Origin of the sequence: Pseudomonas sp. UBA3149 (assembly GCF_002364655.1) — a bacterium.
In the GTDB taxonomy this organism is placed as follows: domain Bacteria; phylum Pseudomonadota; class Gammaproteobacteria; order Pseudomonadales; family Pseudomonadaceae; genus Chryseomonas; species Chryseomonas luteola.
The window spans coordinates 339,822-355,798 of record NZ_DEYV01000012.1 but is presented as its reverse complement, the minus strand read 5'-3'; the positions used below and the strand labels follow the sequence as shown (position 1 = coordinate 355,798).

General features: G+C 57.0%; 15 protein-coding genes. 7 read left to right on the top strand and 8 right to left on the bottom strand.

Annotated features, from left to right (window positions below; genetic code table 11):
• Positions 1 to 173 precede the first annotated feature (173 nt).
• The gene (upp, locus tag B3729_RS11020) at positions 174 to 812 is read left to right on the top strand and encodes a uracil phosphoribosyltransferase (protein ID WP_010795605.1); all 639 of its coding nucleotides are present in this window, start codon (positions 174 to 176) and stop codon (positions 810 to 812) included.
• 2 nt (positions 813 to 814) lie between these two features.
• On the top strand, positions 815 to 2,080 hold the full coding sequence (locus B3729_RS11015) for a uracil-xanthine permease family protein (protein ID WP_026003818.1): 1,266 nt from the start codon (positions 815 to 817) through the stop codon (positions 2,078 to 2,080).
• 46 nt (positions 2,081 to 2,126) lie between these two features.
• Here B3729_RS11015 and hemH read toward each other — a convergent pair whose 3' ends face one another.
• Positions 2,127 to 3,152, bottom strand: coding sequence for a ferrochelatase (hemH, locus tag B3729_RS11010; protein WP_019364864.1), 1,026 nt, complete (start codon positions 3,150 to 3,152; stop codon positions 2,127 to 2,129).
• Positions 3,149 to 4,057 (bottom strand): TIGR01777 family oxidoreductase, encoded by a 909-nt coding sequence (locus B3729_RS11005; RefSeq protein WP_286787890.1) that lies wholly within the window; start codon positions 4,055 to 4,057, stop codon positions 3,149 to 3,151. Before B3729_RS11005 ends, hemH begins: the two co-directional genes overlap by 4 nt.
• Positions 4,058 to 4,233: 176 nt before the next feature.
• Here B3729_RS11005 and B3729_RS11000 point away from each other — a divergent pair, with 176 nt between their 5' ends.
• The 4 genes from B3729_RS11000 to phrB all read left to right on the top strand — a co-directional run bounded on the left by B3729_RS11000 (position 4,234) and on the right by phrB (position 8,735).
• Complete coding sequence (locus B3729_RS11000) at positions 4,234 to 5,220, top strand: NAD(P)/FAD-dependent oxidoreductase (protein WP_010795609.1); 987 nt, start codon at positions 4,234 to 4,236, stop codon at positions 5,218 to 5,220.
• A 161-nt stretch (positions 5,221 to 5,381) separates the two neighbouring features.
• A complete protein-coding gene (locus B3729_RS10995) occupies positions 5,382 to 6,353 on the top strand; it encodes a YbgA family protein (protein WP_286787889.1) in 972 nt (323 codons plus the stop codon).
• Positions 6,343 to 7,302: a MerR family transcriptional regulator gene (locus B3729_RS10990; protein WP_286787888.1), complete on the top strand. Its 960-nt coding sequence runs from the start codon at positions 6,343 to 6,345 to the stop codon at positions 7,300 to 7,302. The genes B3729_RS10995 and B3729_RS10990 overlap by 11 nt, the downstream gene beginning before the upstream one ends.
• The gene (phrB, locus tag B3729_RS10985; RefSeq protein WP_286787887.1) at positions 7,299 to 8,735 is read left to right on the top strand and encodes a deoxyribodipyrimidine photo-lyase; all 1,437 of its coding nucleotides are present in this window, start codon (positions 7,299 to 7,301) and stop codon (positions 8,733 to 8,735) included. The genes B3729_RS10990 and phrB overlap by 4 nt, the downstream gene beginning before the upstream one ends.
• Positions 8,736 to 8,779: 44 nt before the next feature.
• Here phrB and B3729_RS10980 read toward each other — a convergent pair whose 3' ends face one another.
• The 6 genes from B3729_RS10980 to hemA all read right to left on the bottom strand — a co-directional run bounded on the left by B3729_RS10980 (position 8,780) and on the right by hemA (position 14,109).
• Entirely contained in the window at positions 8,780 to 9,304 is a 525-nt protein-coding gene (locus B3729_RS10980; RefSeq protein ID WP_150346700.1) for an acyloxyacyl hydrolase, read from the bottom strand.
• Positions 9,305 to 9,393: 89 nt separating this feature from the next.
• On the bottom strand, positions 9,394 to 10,188 hold the full coding sequence (murI, locus tag B3729_RS10975; RefSeq protein WP_286787886.1) for a glutamate racemase: 795 nt from the start codon (positions 10,186 to 10,188) through the stop codon (positions 9,394 to 9,396).
• Positions 10,178 to 10,936, bottom strand: a complete 759-nt coding sequence (locus B3729_RS10970) for a molybdopterin-synthase adenylyltransferase MoeB (RefSeq protein ID WP_286787885.1) — start codon at positions 10,934 to 10,936, stop codon at positions 10,178 to 10,180. Before B3729_RS10970 ends, murI begins: the two co-directional genes overlap by 11 nt.
• Complete coding sequence (prmC, locus tag B3729_RS10965) at positions 10,930 to 11,760, bottom strand: peptide chain release factor N(5)-glutamine methyltransferase (protein ID WP_150346697.1); 831 nt, start codon at positions 11,758 to 11,760, stop codon at positions 10,930 to 10,932. Before prmC ends, B3729_RS10970 begins: the two co-directional genes overlap by 7 nt.
• 1 nt (position 11,761) lies before the next feature.
• A complete protein-coding gene (gene prfA / locus B3729_RS10960; RefSeq protein ID WP_122041743.1) occupies positions 11,762 to 12,844 on the bottom strand; it encodes a peptide chain release factor 1 in 1,083 nt (360 codons plus the stop codon).
• Entirely contained in the window at positions 12,841 to 14,109 is a 1,269-nt protein-coding gene (hemA, locus tag B3729_RS10955) for a glutamyl-tRNA reductase (protein ID WP_010795618.1), read from the bottom strand. The genes prfA and hemA overlap by 4 nt, the downstream gene beginning before the upstream one ends.
• Positions 14,110 to 14,242: 133 nt before the next feature.
• On the opposite strand from hemA, the gene B3729_RS10950 reads away from it, so the two are divergent.
• Positions 14,243 to 15,973, top strand: coding sequence for a tetratricopeptide repeat protein (locus tag B3729_RS10950; RefSeq protein ID WP_037030477.1), 1,731 nt, complete (start codon positions 14,243 to 14,245; stop codon positions 15,971 to 15,973).
• Positions 15,974 to 15,977 lie beyond the last annotated feature (4 nt).

The following is a 15,977-nucleotide window of genomic DNA, read 5'->3' as shown; positions in this document are numbered from 1 at the left end:
GGGACTCTCCAGACATGGTACACACCTGCCTGCGGGGCAGGCTTGGGTAAAAGGCGGCAAAGTTACCGGGCTAACCGTCGGCGAGCAAGCCAATCGCGACAAAACATCTGCCCGAAAGGGACCCTAATGATTTAATCTAGCGTAATTTTGCCAGTACGCCGGAGACCATTCCCATGCCCATCCATGAAATTCGACATCCGCTGATCCGCCACAAGCTTGGATTGATGCGGCGGGCCGATATTAGCACCAAAAATTTTCGGGAATTGGCACAAGAAGTCAGCGCCCTGCTCACCTATGAAGCTACAAAGGATCTTCCTGTCGAAAATGTCGACATCGAAGGCTGGTGTGGCACCGTAGCGGTTGAGAAGATTTCTGGCAAGAAGGTAACAGTCGTACCGATCCTGCGCGCCGGCATCGGCATGCTTGACGGCGTCCTCAGCCTCATTCCCAGCGCCAAGGTGAGCGTGATCGGCTTGGCGCGCAACGAGGAAACGCTTGAAGCCCATACCTATCTGGAAAAGCTCGTCGGCGAGCTCGATCGCCGTCTGGCCATGATCATCGACCCGATGCTGGCGACGGGCGGCTCCATGATTGCCACCATCGATATGCTCAAGAAAGCAGGCGCCAAAGAAATTCGTGCATTGGTCCTTGTAGCTGCGCCGGAAGGCATTGCTGCGGTCGAAAAGGCTCACCCCGATGTCAGCATCTATACCGCCTCCGTAGATCAGCGTCTGGATGAGCATGGCTACATCCTCCCTGGACTTGGTGATGCCGGTGACAAGATCTTCGGCACCAAGCAAAAGGACACCTGATAGTGCAGTCTCATAACGATCCGCTATGGCGACAGATTTTGTCTGGCGCACAAATGCTGTTTGTCGCCTTTGGCGCATTGGTCCTGATGCCACTCATTACCGGCATGGATCCAAACGTTGCGCTCTTTACTGCCGGATTGGGCACGCTCTTGTTCCACCTCGTGACAGGCCGTCAAGTGCCGGTCTTCCTGGCGTCAAGCTTTGCGTTCATCGCTCCGATCATTGCGGCCAAGGCCGAGTTCGGTCTGCCTTCCGTGCTGGGTGGCGTGGTCGCGGCCGGTTTCGTTTATACCTTCCTGGGCCTGGCCGTTAAGCTCAAGGGGATTGGCTTCATCGACCGGCTCCTGCCCCCGGTCGTGATTGCACCAGTCATCATTTCCATTGGTCTTGGCATGTCCCCGGTGGCAGCCAATATGGCCATGGGCAAGGCTGGCGATGGCAGTGCGCAGCTGGTCCCGTATGCCACCGCCATGCTGGTCTCCATGCCTGCGCTGATAACCACGCTGATTGTGGCTATCTACGGCCGTGGCATTTTCAAGCTGGTACCGATCCTGGCAGGCATCATCGTGGGTTACACCCTTGCGTTCCTGTTTGGCCTGGTGCATACCGATGCGATTGCTGCAGCCCCCTGGCTGGCCGTTCCCCATTTTGTCGCCCCCGAATTCCACTGGGGAGCGATCCTGTTCATGGTGCCGGTCGCCTTGGCGCCAGCCATCGAACATGTGGGCGGCGTTATTGCCGTGGGTGGCGTCACTGGCAACAACTACCTGAAAAAACCTGGCCTGCACCGTACCTTGCTGGGTGATGGTATCGCCACTTCATCGGCCGGCCTGTTTGGCGGACCGCCCAATACGACCTACGCCGAAGTAACCGGCGCGGTCATGCTGACCAAGAATTACAACCCCAAGATCATGCTGTGGGCGGCCGGCTTTGCCATTGCCCTCGCCTTCGTCGGTAAATTCGGTGCCGCCTTGCAGAGCATTCCGGTGCCGGTCATGGGCGGCATCCTCTGCCTGCTGTTCGGTTCGATTGCCGTGGTCGGCCTCAATACCCTGATTCGTCATCAGGTCGATCTGTCCGAGGCACGCAACCTTGTAATCGTATCGGTGACCCTGGTCTTTGGGATCGGCGGCATCGTGATCGGTAATGGCGAGGTTGGTCTGAAGGGCATTTCGCTTTGCGGCATTGTAGCCATTGGGCTCAACCTGCTGTTACCGGGACACAATCACTGGCGTAAGGACGCACCGCCGCCGGATAGTCTTCTGTAAAAAAAAGCCCCGCTAGAGCGGGGCTTTTTATATTCAGATTCTAGACTCACACCGCACGGGGCACCCGCTCACACAGGGTGGTGAGCGCATCAACCCACGCGGGATGATCATTCAGACACGGCACCAGTACCAGCTCCTGACCACCGGCTTCTTCAAACTGCTCCTTGCCGCGCATGCCGATTTCTTCCAGCGTCTCGATACAGTCCGCGACAAACGCAGGACACATTACCAGAAGACGCTTCACTCCCTGGGCAGCCAGCTCATCGAGGCGTGCCTCGGTGTAAGGCTCGATCCACTTGGCGCGGCCAAGGCGCGACTGGAACGAGAAGGACCACTGATCCGGCCTCAGGCCTGCCTCGCGGGCAAACCCTTCCGCTGTGCGGATACATTGCGCACGGTAGCAACTTTCCAACACCGTACCCTTGGCGTTCTGGCAGCAGTCAGCGCCCTTCAGGCAATGTGTACCGCTTGGGTCGGACTTGTGCAGATGCCGCTCAGGCAGACCATGAAAACTCATCAATACATGATCGAACGGCTGCTGGAGATAGGATTCGGTGCTCTTAACCAGCGCCTCCAGGTACTCAGGCTGGTCATAAAACGGCGGAAGCACATGCATCTTCAATTTCAGCCGCTGCTCCAGAATGACCTTGCGAGCCAGCTCCACAGCGGTAGTGACCGTGCTGTCGGCAAATTGAGGATAAAGCGGCGCAAAAGTAACTTCGGAAACGCCCTGCTTCGCCAACCGGGTCAATACCGACTCAATGGAGGGTTCGCCGTACCGCATCGCCAACTCCACCGGGCCATGGGTCCATTTGGCGCGCATGGCATCCTGCAGGCGACGGCTGAGCACAACCAGCGGAGAGCCCTCTTCCCACCAGATGGACGAATAAGCATGGGCCGAGGCCGCCGGCCGCTTGGCCAGGATCAGGGAGACCAACAGGCGACGCGCGGGCCATGGCAGATCTACTACGTAGGGGTCCATCAGGAACTGGTTGAGATAGCGCCGTACATCAGGTACCGACGTCGACGCCGGGGAGCCCAGGTTGACGAGCAATAATGCGTGATCAGTCATGAATAGTCCTTAGCGCGCAGCAGGTCGTTCAGTGCCGCGTCCAAATCGGTAAAGCGAAAGGTATAACCTGCATCCAGCAATCGCTGAGGCAAGGCTCTCTGCCCACCCAGCAGCAGACTCGACATCTCTCCCATCAGGCGCAAGGCAAAGGCGGGAACAGGTATTCGTGCGGGACGATGCAGTGCACGTCCTAGAGCCTGTGCAAAATCGGCATTACGTACCGGTTGTGGTGAACACAGATTATAAGGGCCACTGGCCGACTCCTGGTTCAGAAGAAAATCGATGGCCCCGATTTGATCTTTCAAATGAATCCAGGGCATCCATTGACGTCCGCTGCCCAAGCGCCCGCCCAGGCCCAGGCGAAACATAGGTAAAAGACGCTGCATGAAGCCATCATCCGCGGCCAGTACCAGCCCTGTCCGAAGCGTGACGACACGCACACCTAAAGCCTCTGCCTCATTAGCGACCTGCTCCCAGGCTACACATAGCTCGCTGGCAAAGTCATGACCAGGGACCGCATCATCCTCCTTGAGCGGCTTCTCTCCCCCATCACCGTAATAGCCGACAGCAGATCCGGAAAGCAGCACCCTGGGCGGTTTTGGCTGCGCCCTCATCCAGTCCACCAGGGATTCGGACAGCGCAATCCGGCTTCGCCAGAGTTCAGCCTTGCGCGATGACGTCCAAGGCTTATCCGCTATAGGCGCGCCGGCCAGGTTGATAACCGCATCGACCGGCTCGCCGTTTATTTCGTCCAGACGGGCAATGGCACGCACCGAGGCGCCGCACTCACGGGCCACTTTGTCGGGCGAACGGCTTAACACGGTCAGGCTATGCCCTTTCGTCAGCCAGTCATGACACAACGCCCGGCCGATCAAGCCTGTACCGCCGGTCAGCACTATATGCATGTCGTCGTTCCTTCTTCATTTGGGGCCACATTAACGCGTCGCGCTGAAGACCTCTTCAGGTTTGTTTGTTAAGGTCATAGTGCAACTGGATCAGCTTTGTCACAGTCGTACTCGTAGAGCCTGCTTAATTGCAAAACGTTCGTCGACAGGTTCTGCCAAGACAAGCGAGGCCTTTCATGACAGCACCCATCGCCATCATCGGCGCCGGCATTGCCGGGCTTTCCGCCGCCCATGTCCTCAACGCGGCAGGACATGAGGTTCATCTGTTCGAAAAAAGCCGTGGAAGTGGAGGCCGTATGGCCAGCAAGCGGAGCGATTTCGGCTCGCTTGATCTGGGAGCCCAATACTTCACTGCCCGTGACCGCCGCTTCATCGATGCGGTCAGCCAATGGCGCATCCAAGGCTGCGTAGCGGAGTGGGACCCAGCTCTGTACCAGTACCGTTCGGGCGCGCTTACACCCTCTCAGGATGAACAGCCGCGCTGGGTCGGCATACCCCGTATGAGCGCCATTACCCGAGCCATGGTCGGGGATCTGCCGGTGTCCTTTGGCTGCCGGATTACCGAAGCATTCCGCGGCCCCCAACATTGGTCCCTGCAGGACGCCGACGGTCACAACCACGGCCCGTTCAGCCACGTTATCATCGCAACACCTGCACCCCAGGCAACACCACTCTTGGCCACTGCGCCAAAGCTTGCCGCAGTGGCGGCCGGTGTGGTGATGGATCCGACCTGGTCGGTTGCACTGGCCTTCAAGACGCCGCTTGATACGCCTGTTGAAGCCTGCTTCGTTCAGGAAGGTGAGCTGGACTGGTTTGCTCGCAACCGCTGCAAGCCAGGCCGGGAAACCGACTACGACACCTGGGTTCTCCATGGAACCAGCGCCTGGAGTCGGGAACACCTGGATGCATCCAAGGAACAGGTTATCGAACAGCTTCATGGTGCCTTTGCCGAACTCATCGGTTGCGCAGTACCCGAACCGGCCTTCACGCTGGCTCATCGCTGGCTTTACGCACGTCCGGCGCAAGGCCATCAATGGGGCGCGCTGGCTGACGCGGACCTGGGTATTTATGCGTGTGGAGACTGGTGTGGTACAGGCCGTGTAGAAGGTGCCTGGCTGAGCGGTTTTGATGCTGCCAGCCGTTTGCTTGATCATCTAGAATGACCTCATCCAGCGCCGCGCAAGGCTCGCGGCGCTCCGCAGCACACCTACCTTGCGTCTGATTTGTCGAATTATCACCGCCACCTCTGGTCAATAACGATATTGAACTTGTACAAGAATAATAGTTTGTATAAGTTTTGTACGTTCAATTTTGGAGGTGGCGCATGCCTTTTCGCCAATCGACGTCATTACCTCGTCCCAAGCTAGGAATCAGCGCTTGCCTGCTGGGCGAGCCGGTCCGCTACAACGGCGGACACAAGGAATCCCGCTTGTGCAGCCACACGTTTGCCGAGCATTTCGATTTTGTACGGGTGTGCCCGGAAATGGCGATTGGCCTGGGTACGCCCCGTGAACCGATCCGTCTGGTTGGTACACCTGAACAAACGCGAGCCGTAGGTACAGTCAACCGGGAACTCGACGTAACGGATGCGCTGGCCAACTATGGCAAGAAAATGGCGACCGAGCTGGATGATCTATCCGGATTCATCTTCATGCAAAAATCGCCTTCCTGTGGAATGGAGCGCGTAAAGATCTATTCAGAACACGGCATGCCCAGTCAGCCTGAAGGCCAGGGTATATTTGCTCGTGTCTTCTGTGAGCTTCGCCCAGAGTTACCGGTTGAGGAAGCAGGTCGGCTGAATGACCCTGTGCTCCGGGAAAACTTCGTGACACGTGTGTTCGCCTATGCACAGTGGCAACAGCTGTTGCGTGAAGGCCTGACACGCAAAGCGATCCTGGGCTTTCATTCCCGCTATAAGTACCAGCTGATGGCCAATGCCCCCGAGCAGTTCAGAACACTGGGACGCATGTTGGGTGAAATCGGGCTACACGATCCACAGGAGCTGGGCCCTCACTACTTCAAGGGTGTGATGAGCGCACTCAAGCGTTGCGCTACCCGGGGAACCCACTGCAACGTCCTGTATCACCTGTTTGGTTATTTGAAGAATGCGCTGAGCCCGGCGGATAAAGAAGAAATGCAGCGCCTGATCGAGCAGTATCACAGCGGTATTGTTCCACTGGTGGTGCCCCTGACACTGCTCAAGCATCACTTTCGCCGCCATCCCCATGGCTACGTGATCGAGCAATCCTACCTGCAACCGCACCCGGAAGATTTGAGCTTGAGAAATGCCATCTGACATGCAGTCCATACCCAGCAAGTCCCCAACAGAAATCGAAGGGGACGGTGACTATCAGGCCGCCTTGAATGAAGGCTGGCTTCCCATACGTGAAGTTGCCCGACGCACGGGGGTCAATGCCGTCACACTTCGAGCCTGGGAGCGACGCTACGGGCTGATCATTCCCAAGCGAACACCTAAAGGGCACCGCCTTTATGGTGAAAGCCATATCGAGCGCATCAAAAACATTCTGGCCTGGATCAACCGTGGCGTTGCTGTCGGCCAGGTCAAGGCACTGCTGGACAGTCAGCGCCCGCTTTCATCGCCCAATGACACCCCCTGGGTCGCGCTGCGCCAGGAAATGCTGGACGCTGTGCGTGAGCTGGCTGGGCGACGTCTGGATGAAGCTTATAACCGAACGGCAGCCCTTTACCCGCCCCGGGTGCTGTGCGAACAATTGCTGATGCCGCTGGTCGAGCATCTTGAACAGCACCGCAAGGCGCCTCTGATTGGCTCCCTGGAGCAATCCTTTTTTCTGTCCTGGCTGCGTAGCAAGCTTGGGGCACGGATTTACCACAATAATTATCAACTCAAAGGGCAGTCCGTTCTGCTGGCCAGTCTGGCTGAAACACCAATGAATGCCGGACTCTGGCTCAGCGCCTGGCTATTGAGCAACGCTGACTGTCCAATTGAAACATTGGAATGGCCGCTTGCGCTGGATGCCTATGCACTGGCCGCCGAACGCATGTCGCCGCGCTGCCTCGTACTGTATTTAAATGCTCCGCTGGAATCACAGCAGATACAACAGCTGCGCAGGTTGGCTGAGACATGCCCTGCCCCCGTCATCATTGCCGGTCCGGCCGCCAAATTATTGGATGACGTCAGCAAAACCGCATTGAATGTGGCCTATGACCCTCTGGATGTCTTTAGCCGTCTTCAGGCATTGGGGTTGATGGCAGAACACGTATGACCCAACTCGTCTGGTTCCGTACCGATCTTCGTGTACGGGACAATACGGCATTGGCTGCCGCTTGCGCAGCAGGACCAGTGCTGGCCCTTTATCTGATTACACCCGAACAATGGCAGGAACACGACGACTCTCCTGCCAAGGTCGACTTCTGGCGCCGGAACCTGAAAGTCTTGGCCGAGACGCTGCATACGCTCAATATTCCCCTGTTGATTCGTCAAGTGGCTCGCTGGGCTGATGCGGCCGCTATTGTCGCCAAGCTAAGCCAACAACATGGTATTCAGACCGTTCATGTCAATGCTGAATATGGTGTCAACGAACAACGTCGTGATGATGCAGTAAAGGCAGCGTTGGACTGCAATCGAATAGGCTTTCAGCGTCATCTGGATCAGCTGTTTTTCGAGCCTGGCTCAGTGCTTACGAAAAGCGGAGGCTACTTCAAGGTCTTTGGCCAGTTCCGTAAAACCTGCATCAACCTCCTACAGCATAGCCTTCCACCGCTTAACCCGCCGCCCCGTGTCCAGACTGCGCGCTCCATCGAATCGGATCCCGTACCTAACCAGATAAACTCCTATACGATGGTTTCAAGCGCGATACAGCAGCAGTGGCCCGCGGGTGAAAATGAAGCGCATGCCAGACTGCGTCGCTTTGTCGATGAGCGCATGGAGGTGTATCACCACGACCGGGACTTTCCTTCTCGCCCTGGTACCAGTGAGTTATCCGCTTATCTTGCAGCAGGTGTGCTCTCCCCTCGCCAATGTCTGCACGCGGTGTTGAGCGCCAACCGGGGTGAGCTGACAACCGGAGCGCCAGGCGCATCGACCTGGGTCGACGAGTTACTATGGCGAGAGTTCTACAAGCACATTCTGGTAGGTTATCCCCATGTTTCGATGAGCAGAGCGTTTCACCCGCATACCGAAGCGCTACCCTGGCGGCGAAATACAGACGATCTTGACGCATGGAAATACGGCAAAACCGGCATTCCGATCATTGATGCAGCCATGCGCCAGATGCGTGAAACAGGCTGGATGCACAACCGGCTGCGCATGATCACTGCCATGTTTCTGAGCAAGAATCTGTTGATTGACTGGCGCGAAGGTGAACGCTGGTTCATGCAAAACCTGATCGATGGCGATCTGGCTGCCAATAATGGTGGATGGCAGTGGAGCGCCTCGACTGGCACTGACTCCGTGCCCTATTTCCGAATATTCAATACCTATTCGCAATCGGAGCGGTTTGATCCCAAGGGACGCTTCATTCGTACCTGGGTTCCAGAGCTGGCCTCGCTCGATGACAAGGCTATTCATAACCCGTTCAAGCGGTGGCAGCGTGCTGTCAATGACTACCCAGCGCCTATCGTCGAAGTCAAGGAGAGCCGTGAACGCGCCTTGATGGCGTTCAGAAATCTGCCCAAGCCTGCCAAACGCCAGGCATGAAAAAGCCGGACTTCAAGGTCCGGCTCTGGCGAAACGACTATGAATCAGATCGTGTGGCTGTAGAACAGCGCGTACGATTCGATACCGTCGTTAGGCTCCTTGATACCTGCGTTGGAGTAATGCGTCGCGCGAATGCCTACTCGCTGGGTTTCGCCGATCTTCACACCTGCGCCAATGCGGTCTTCAAAGTTGAAGGCTGAGCCCAGATCCTTTTCACCGACACGAGTGCTTGAAAAGACAGACACACCGATACCGGCTTCGATAAAGGGTTTAACAGAACCGTTACCGAACTCGTATACAAATACCGGAGCAAAGGACAGGGAATGCTTCGCGGAAGAGTAATGGTCAGCGCCTTCCCAGTAGGTATAGCCAGCATCCCAGTAACCTGTCAGGCGTCCCGTGGACGTCTCCCACCAGCTCTTGTTCCAGTCGAAGCCCATTCCCAGACGATACGTCATATCGCCCTGGCCCGTTACACCTACTGCACCGGACACCTCAGCCGCTTGAGCGGAAAGAATGGATCCGGCAGAAAGCGCGGCCACAATGGCCAGTGGAAGCAATTTTTTCATCTGAAAGTCCTTGTATTATTTTGTAACACGTACAACGTTACATTATGGGAGACACTTCTCATCCTGAAAAGGTAGCAAACTAACTGATTTCAGAAAGGCAGCGTTTCCACTGACGCAACTTTGCCCCATAGGCTAGGCAACACCGTCGAAAACTGCTCAACATGCCCACTTGTCCAGAAACGGCATTCCAAAGGAGTGTCCGTTGCCATCTGGTCTTTTTCATGGATCAACGAGCTCAGTCGACGTGCAACCGCCGATCCGGTGTCGATGAGAGTAATTTCAGCAGGCAGCAGTTCCCTCAGTAAAGGCTTCAGGAAGGGATAATGCGTACATCCCAGAATGATCGTGTCACAGCCAGCTGCCAGCAGTGGTGCTACATACCCTTTCAGCAACGCCCGGGTCACAGGACCAGTCAGGTCCCCAATCTCTACCCGCTCCACTAGCCCCGGACAAGGTTGAGTGACGACCCTGACCGTACTGGCGAAGCGATCCAGCAAGGCGGCAAATCGTGCGCTTTGAAGCGTTCCAGTGGTTGCCAGAACCCCCACCACACCCGATTTTGTCGCTGCAGCCGCCGGCTTCACCGCAGGCTCCATACCCACGATAGGCCACTGTGCATGACATTCGCGCAGGTCGTTTACAGCCGCTACGGTAGCTGTATTACACGCGAGCACCATCGCCTTGGCGCCTTTCTCGAGAAAGAACTCAGCTACCTGCTGGCAACGCTCACGAATGAAAGCCGGATCTTTTTCCCCGTAAGGAATATGAGCACAATCCGCTGCATATAACAGCGACTCACCCGGTAGAAGCCCATGAATTTCACGCAGGACGGACAATCCGCCTACGCCAGAATCAAAGACACCAATAGGTGCATTACTCGGCATGGCGTTTCCTACATACCTCACAAGCAGGGTCACGGCGCACTTTCAGCTCTCTGAAGCGTGACGTGAGTGCATCAATCAACAGCAGGCGCCCCACCAGAGGAGAGCCGAACGCTGCAAGCAGTTTCAAGGCTTCCAACGCCTGAAGGCTTCCTACCAGCCCTACCAAGGGCCCTACGACCCCAGCTTCACTGCAGGTTAGCTCCGTCTCGCTGCCATGACCGTAGAGGCAGTGATAACACGGACTGTCTTCACGTCTTGGGTCAAATACGCTGAGCTGCCCTTCAAGTCGAATGGCAGCACCACTTACCAAAGGCCGACCCGCGGATACACACGCGACATTCACGGCCTCTCGAGTGGAAAAATTATCGGAGCAGTCCAGCACGACGTCTACGCGTTCGACCGCTGCAGCCAGGGAGTCGGCATCCAAGGCAGTTCGGTAAGCGTTATAGGTGATTTCAGGATTGATCGCCTGCAGCCGATCCAGCGCCGAATCGACTTTGCTACGCCCTACCTGGGCCGTGTCATGGATGACCTGCCGCTGCAGATTGGTCATGTCGACCGTGTCGAAATCGGCAAGATGCAACTCACCCACACCCGCGGCGGCCAGATACAGCGCAACCGGGGAGCCCAGGCCACCCAGGCCTATGACCAGCGCCCTGCTCTGCTTGAGACGCAGCTGCCCTTCTATATCGATCTGAGGCAACAGAATCTGCCGGCTGTAGCGCAACAGCTCCGCATCGCTCAGCACGGCCGCTGCCCCAGTGTCACGCGCTCATGCCCACCCAGATCGCGACGGCTTTCAACCGATATGAAGCCCTGCTCAGTCAGTAGCGACCTAACCGCTGGAGCCTGATCGAACCCATGCTCCAGAAGCAGCCATCCACTAGGTAACAAATGTTCCGGAGCCTGCCGAACGATAAGGCGAATATCATCCAGACCATCGTCACCCGCAACCAATGCAGAGGCAGGCTCGTAGCGAACATCCCCTTCATCAAGGTGCGGATCATTGTGTGGAATATAGGGAGGATTGCTGACAATGACGTCAAACCGCTCTGCGGAAAGCGCAGCGAACCAATGACTTTGCTGAAAAGAGGCATTCGAAATGCCCAGTCGTGCCCGATTTCGCTCAGCGAGCACTACCGCGCCGTCTACACGATCCACCCCTATTACCTGCCACTGCGCACGCTCATGGGCCAGCGCCAGGGCGATGGCACCAGTACCTGTTCCCAGGTCAAGCACGCGTCTGTGTTCGGCACCTGTCAGAGCCAGCGCGGTTTCAACCAGAAGCTCCGTGTCAGGGCGCGGTATCAGGGTATCAGGCGAGACCTCAAGATCGAGCGACCAGAATCCTTGATGGCCCAGGATATAAGCTATCGGTTCCCCATCTCGACGACGCTCGATAAAGGTGCTGTAAAGATCCTTGGCTTCACGCGTCACAATACGTTCAGGCCAGGTACGCAGGAAGCTACGCGGCTTTCCCAGCGCAGCCGCCAACAGCAATTCGGCATCCAGACGCTCGCTGGGTGAATCCGGCAGGCGCGCTTCCTTGAGCAATGCCCCGATAGTGGCCATATCAGTCCCCCAAGGCCGCCAGTTGGTCGGCCTGATATTCCTGCAGGAGAGGCTCGATGACCTGTTGCACCGCGCCCTCCATGACTTCACCCAGAGAGTACAAGGTCAGGTTGATACGGTGATCAGTCACACGGCCCTGTGGAAAATTATAGGTCCGGATACGCTCGGAACGATCCCCTGAGCCTACCAGCAATTTACGGGTGCTGGCGATAGCCTGCTGATGTGCCGCCTGTTGCTGGTCATTGAGCTTGGCCGCCAACCACGCCATGGCCTTGGCGCGGTTCTTGTGCTGTGAACGCTCTTCCTGGCACTCGACGACAATACCGCTGGGAAGGTGCGTAATACGAATGGCCGACTCGGTTTTGTTGACGTGCTGACCACCCGCACCGGAGGAGCGATAGGTATCAATACGCAAATCCGCCGGGTTGATCTCCACAGCTGCCTGCTCATCAGGTTCCGGCAGCACAGCCACCGTACAGGCCGATGTATGGATTCGCCCTTGAGACTCGGTCTCGGGAACCCGTTGGACACGATGGGCACCAGACTCGAATTTGAGCTTGGCGTAGACGTTGTCGCCCTCTACACGGGCAATCACTTCCTTGTAGCCACCATGCTCGCCCAGGTTCTCGGACATGACCTCTATGCGCCAGCCTTGACGCTCGGCATAGCGCGAATACATGCGGAACAGATCCCCGGCAAAAATGGCGGCCTCATCCCCACCGGTTCCGGCACGAATCTCAAGGAAAACGTTGCGACTGTCATTAGGATCGCGAGGCAGCAGCATTCGCTGTAGCTGATTTTCCAGGTCGATCAGCGCGGCTTCTGCCTGCTCGGCCTCTTCTTCGGCCATGGCCCGCATTTCCGGGTCGCTGTCCTTTAGCAGGGCACGAGCGCCTTCCAGATCGGCCTGCACCTTGCGAAATTCCCGAAGCGCCATGATGACCGGCTCGATTTCCGCATATTCCTTCGAATAAGCACGAAACTGGGTCTGGTCACTGATTACGTCGGCATCACCGAGCAGCGCTGTCAGCTCCTCGAAACGATCATTTAATCCATCGAGCTTTTGCAGCAGAGAGGCTTTCATTTTTTATCCACGCCCTCGTCGAGAGCGAACAGTTCCTGAGCCAAAGCCAGCGCATCGATGCGCCCTTCAGCAGACAATTTCTTGAGTTGCACACTAGGCGCGTGCAACAACTTGTTGGTCAGGCTCCGTGCCAGCGCGGCCAGCACCTGATCAGGCGCAACACCATTGGCGAGCTGCCGCTGAGCACGAGCCAGTTCGTCATCACGCATCTGCTCGGCCTGTTGCCGGTAGGCTCGCAATACATCCACCGCTGCCAGCTCACGCAGACGATGCATGAACTCATCGACCCCAGCCAGCACCAGTTTTTCAGCCGCCTGGGCAGCGCCCTGCCGGCTCTTAAGGTTCTCGGTGATGACCTCATGCAGATCGTCGACGGTGTACAGGTACACATCGTCCAGCTCGCTGACCTCCGGCTCGATATCGCGCGGCACTGCAATATCCACCATGAACATCGGCTTGTGCTTGCGCTGCTTGAGCGCACGCTCAACGGCACCTTTCCCCAGGATGGGCAACTGGCTTGCCGTCGAGCTGATCACGATGTCGCTATTGGGCAGCTCTTCCGGAATATCGGCAAGCAGAATCGTATGCGCCCCGAACTGCTCTGCCAGGTGACTGGCGCGCTCGAGTGTCCGGTTGGCGACCACAATCCGCTTGACGCCCTGCTCGTAGAGGTGCCTTGCCACCAGCGTAATGGTTTCTCCTGCGCCAATCAAAAGCGCCTGACTGCGATTGAGATCACTGAAGATCTGCTTGGCCAGACTTACCGCAGCAAAGGCAACCGAAACCGGGTTTTCGCCAATGGCGGTATCGGTACGGACACTTTTCGCCGTGTTGAACGTTGCCTGAAAAAGACGCCCTAACAAGGGGCCTACAGTGCCCGCTTCGCGTGCTACCGCGTAGGCTGATTTCATCTGGCCCAGAATCTGCGGTTCGCCCAGGATCATGGAGTCCAGACCAGACGCTACACGCATCATGTGCTGGACCGCCTCGTCATCCTCATGAATGTACGCGCAGGCACGCAGCTCATCCAGCGAGAGATGATGATAGTGGGCGAGCCATGCCAGAACGTTGTCCGGAAGGGGCTGCTCCATTTCCAGATAGAGCTCACTACGGTTACAGGTCGACAGAATGGCCGCCTCGCGACTCAAGGTCTCCCGGCACAGTTGCCGTAATGCCTCTACCATTTGCTCAGGGGTGAACGCTACGCGTTCGCGTACATCCACTGAGGCGGTCTTGTGATTGATGCCAAGCGCGAGGAAAGCCATGCAGAATCGCTAAGTTTTTTGGAAAGCCGGTAATTGTCCTACGTCGTCGATTGAACGACAACTATCAGGCCCATGTGCTTGCCTAATACCTTGTGGCATGATGGGCTGAATGCAGAGAGGCCGTTTCGATCTCATGACTAAATATCTCGCGCTGCTGACCACTGCGCTGCTATTGGGTGGCTGCCAAAACCTGGCCAGCCACACGAATTCTGAACAAACCAAACCTGAACAGGCTGCACCTGCTGCTGCGCCAGCCCAGCCGGAAAAGTACGGCTCCTTCAGGGAAGACACCTTATATGACCTGCTGGTTGCAGAACTGGCCGGGCAACGCAATCGATTCGATATTGCATTGGCCAATTATGTCGAACAGGCCCAGAGCACTCAGGATCCCGGCGTAGCCGAACGCGCGTTTCGCATCGCAGAATACCTGGGTGCAGACAGTTCCGCCTTGGATACCTCTGTTATATGGGCGAAGAACGCGCCAGATAACCTTGATGCCCAACGCGCTGCTGCCATCATGTTGGCACGTGCCGGCCAATACGACGAATCCATGACCTACATGGAGAAAGTTCTGCAGGGCCAGGGCGACACCCATTTCGATTTTCTTGCCCTGTCGGCAGCCGAGACGGACGCAGACACCCGCGCGGGCCTGCTCAAAAGCTTTGATCGCCTTCAGGCCAAGTACCCCGAGAACGGCCAACTGCTGTTCGGCAAGGCATTGCTGCTTCAACAGGACGGACGAGTCGACGAGGCGCTGACGTTACTGGAAGATCACCCTGCCGCCAGACATGAAGTGGCACCGCTGCTGCTCAGAGCCCGCATGCTTCAGAGTCTTGGTCGTAGCAAGGAAGCCCTTCCGCTGCTGGAAAATGGAATCAAGGAGCATCCGGACGATAAACGTCTGCGCCTCGCTCATGCCCGCCTGCTGGTTGAGCTAAACAAGCTTGATCAGGCCAAGCAGGAGTTTGCGGACCTGGTCGCACAGTTTCCCGATGATGACGATCTTCGCTTTTCCCTGGCACTGGTATGCCTGGAAGCCGAAGCCTGGACTGACGCACGCACCTATCTGGAAGAACTGGTTCAGCGTGGCAGCCACGTGGACGCGGCCCACTTCAACCTGGGGCGTGTTGCCGAGGAATTGAATGATCCCGAACAGGCGCTGACCCAATACGCATTGGTCGGCCCGGGTAGCGACTACCTACCCGCCCAGCAGCGTCAGGCTGAAATCCTGATGGGTCAGGGGCGATTCGAAGAAGCCAAATCGCTTCTTGCCGCCTCTCGCCAACGCCAGCCTGACTATGCGGTCCAGCTCTACCTGCTCGAGGCCGAAAGCCTGACCAACAACAATCAGTCGGAGGCGGCCTGGAATACCATCCAGCAGGGCCTCAAGCTGTATCCAAACGACCTCAATTTACTCTATACCCGTGCCATGGTATCGGAGAAGCGCGGAGACCTTGGTCAATTGGAAAGGGATCTACGCCTTATTCTCAAGCAGGATCCCGACAATGCCATGGCGCTCAATGCACTCGGCTACACCCTGGCCGACCGTACGACCCGCTACGCCGAAGCACGCACGCTGATCGAGAAAGCTCATCAGATCAATCCTGATGATCCCGCTATCCTCGATAGCATGGGATGGATCAATTACCGCCAGGGCAAGCTTGATCTTGCAGAGCAGTATCTACGCCAAGCCCTTCAGCGCTTCCCCGATACCGAGATCGGCGCACATCTGGGCGAAGTTCTCTGGGCGCGAGGCAAGAAGCAGGAAGCACGCAAGGTATGGGCGGCGGCTGCTGAACAGTCCCCTGATAACGCCGTGCTACGTAGCACGCTCAAACGATTGACAGGCTCAGAAACACTGTGAAATT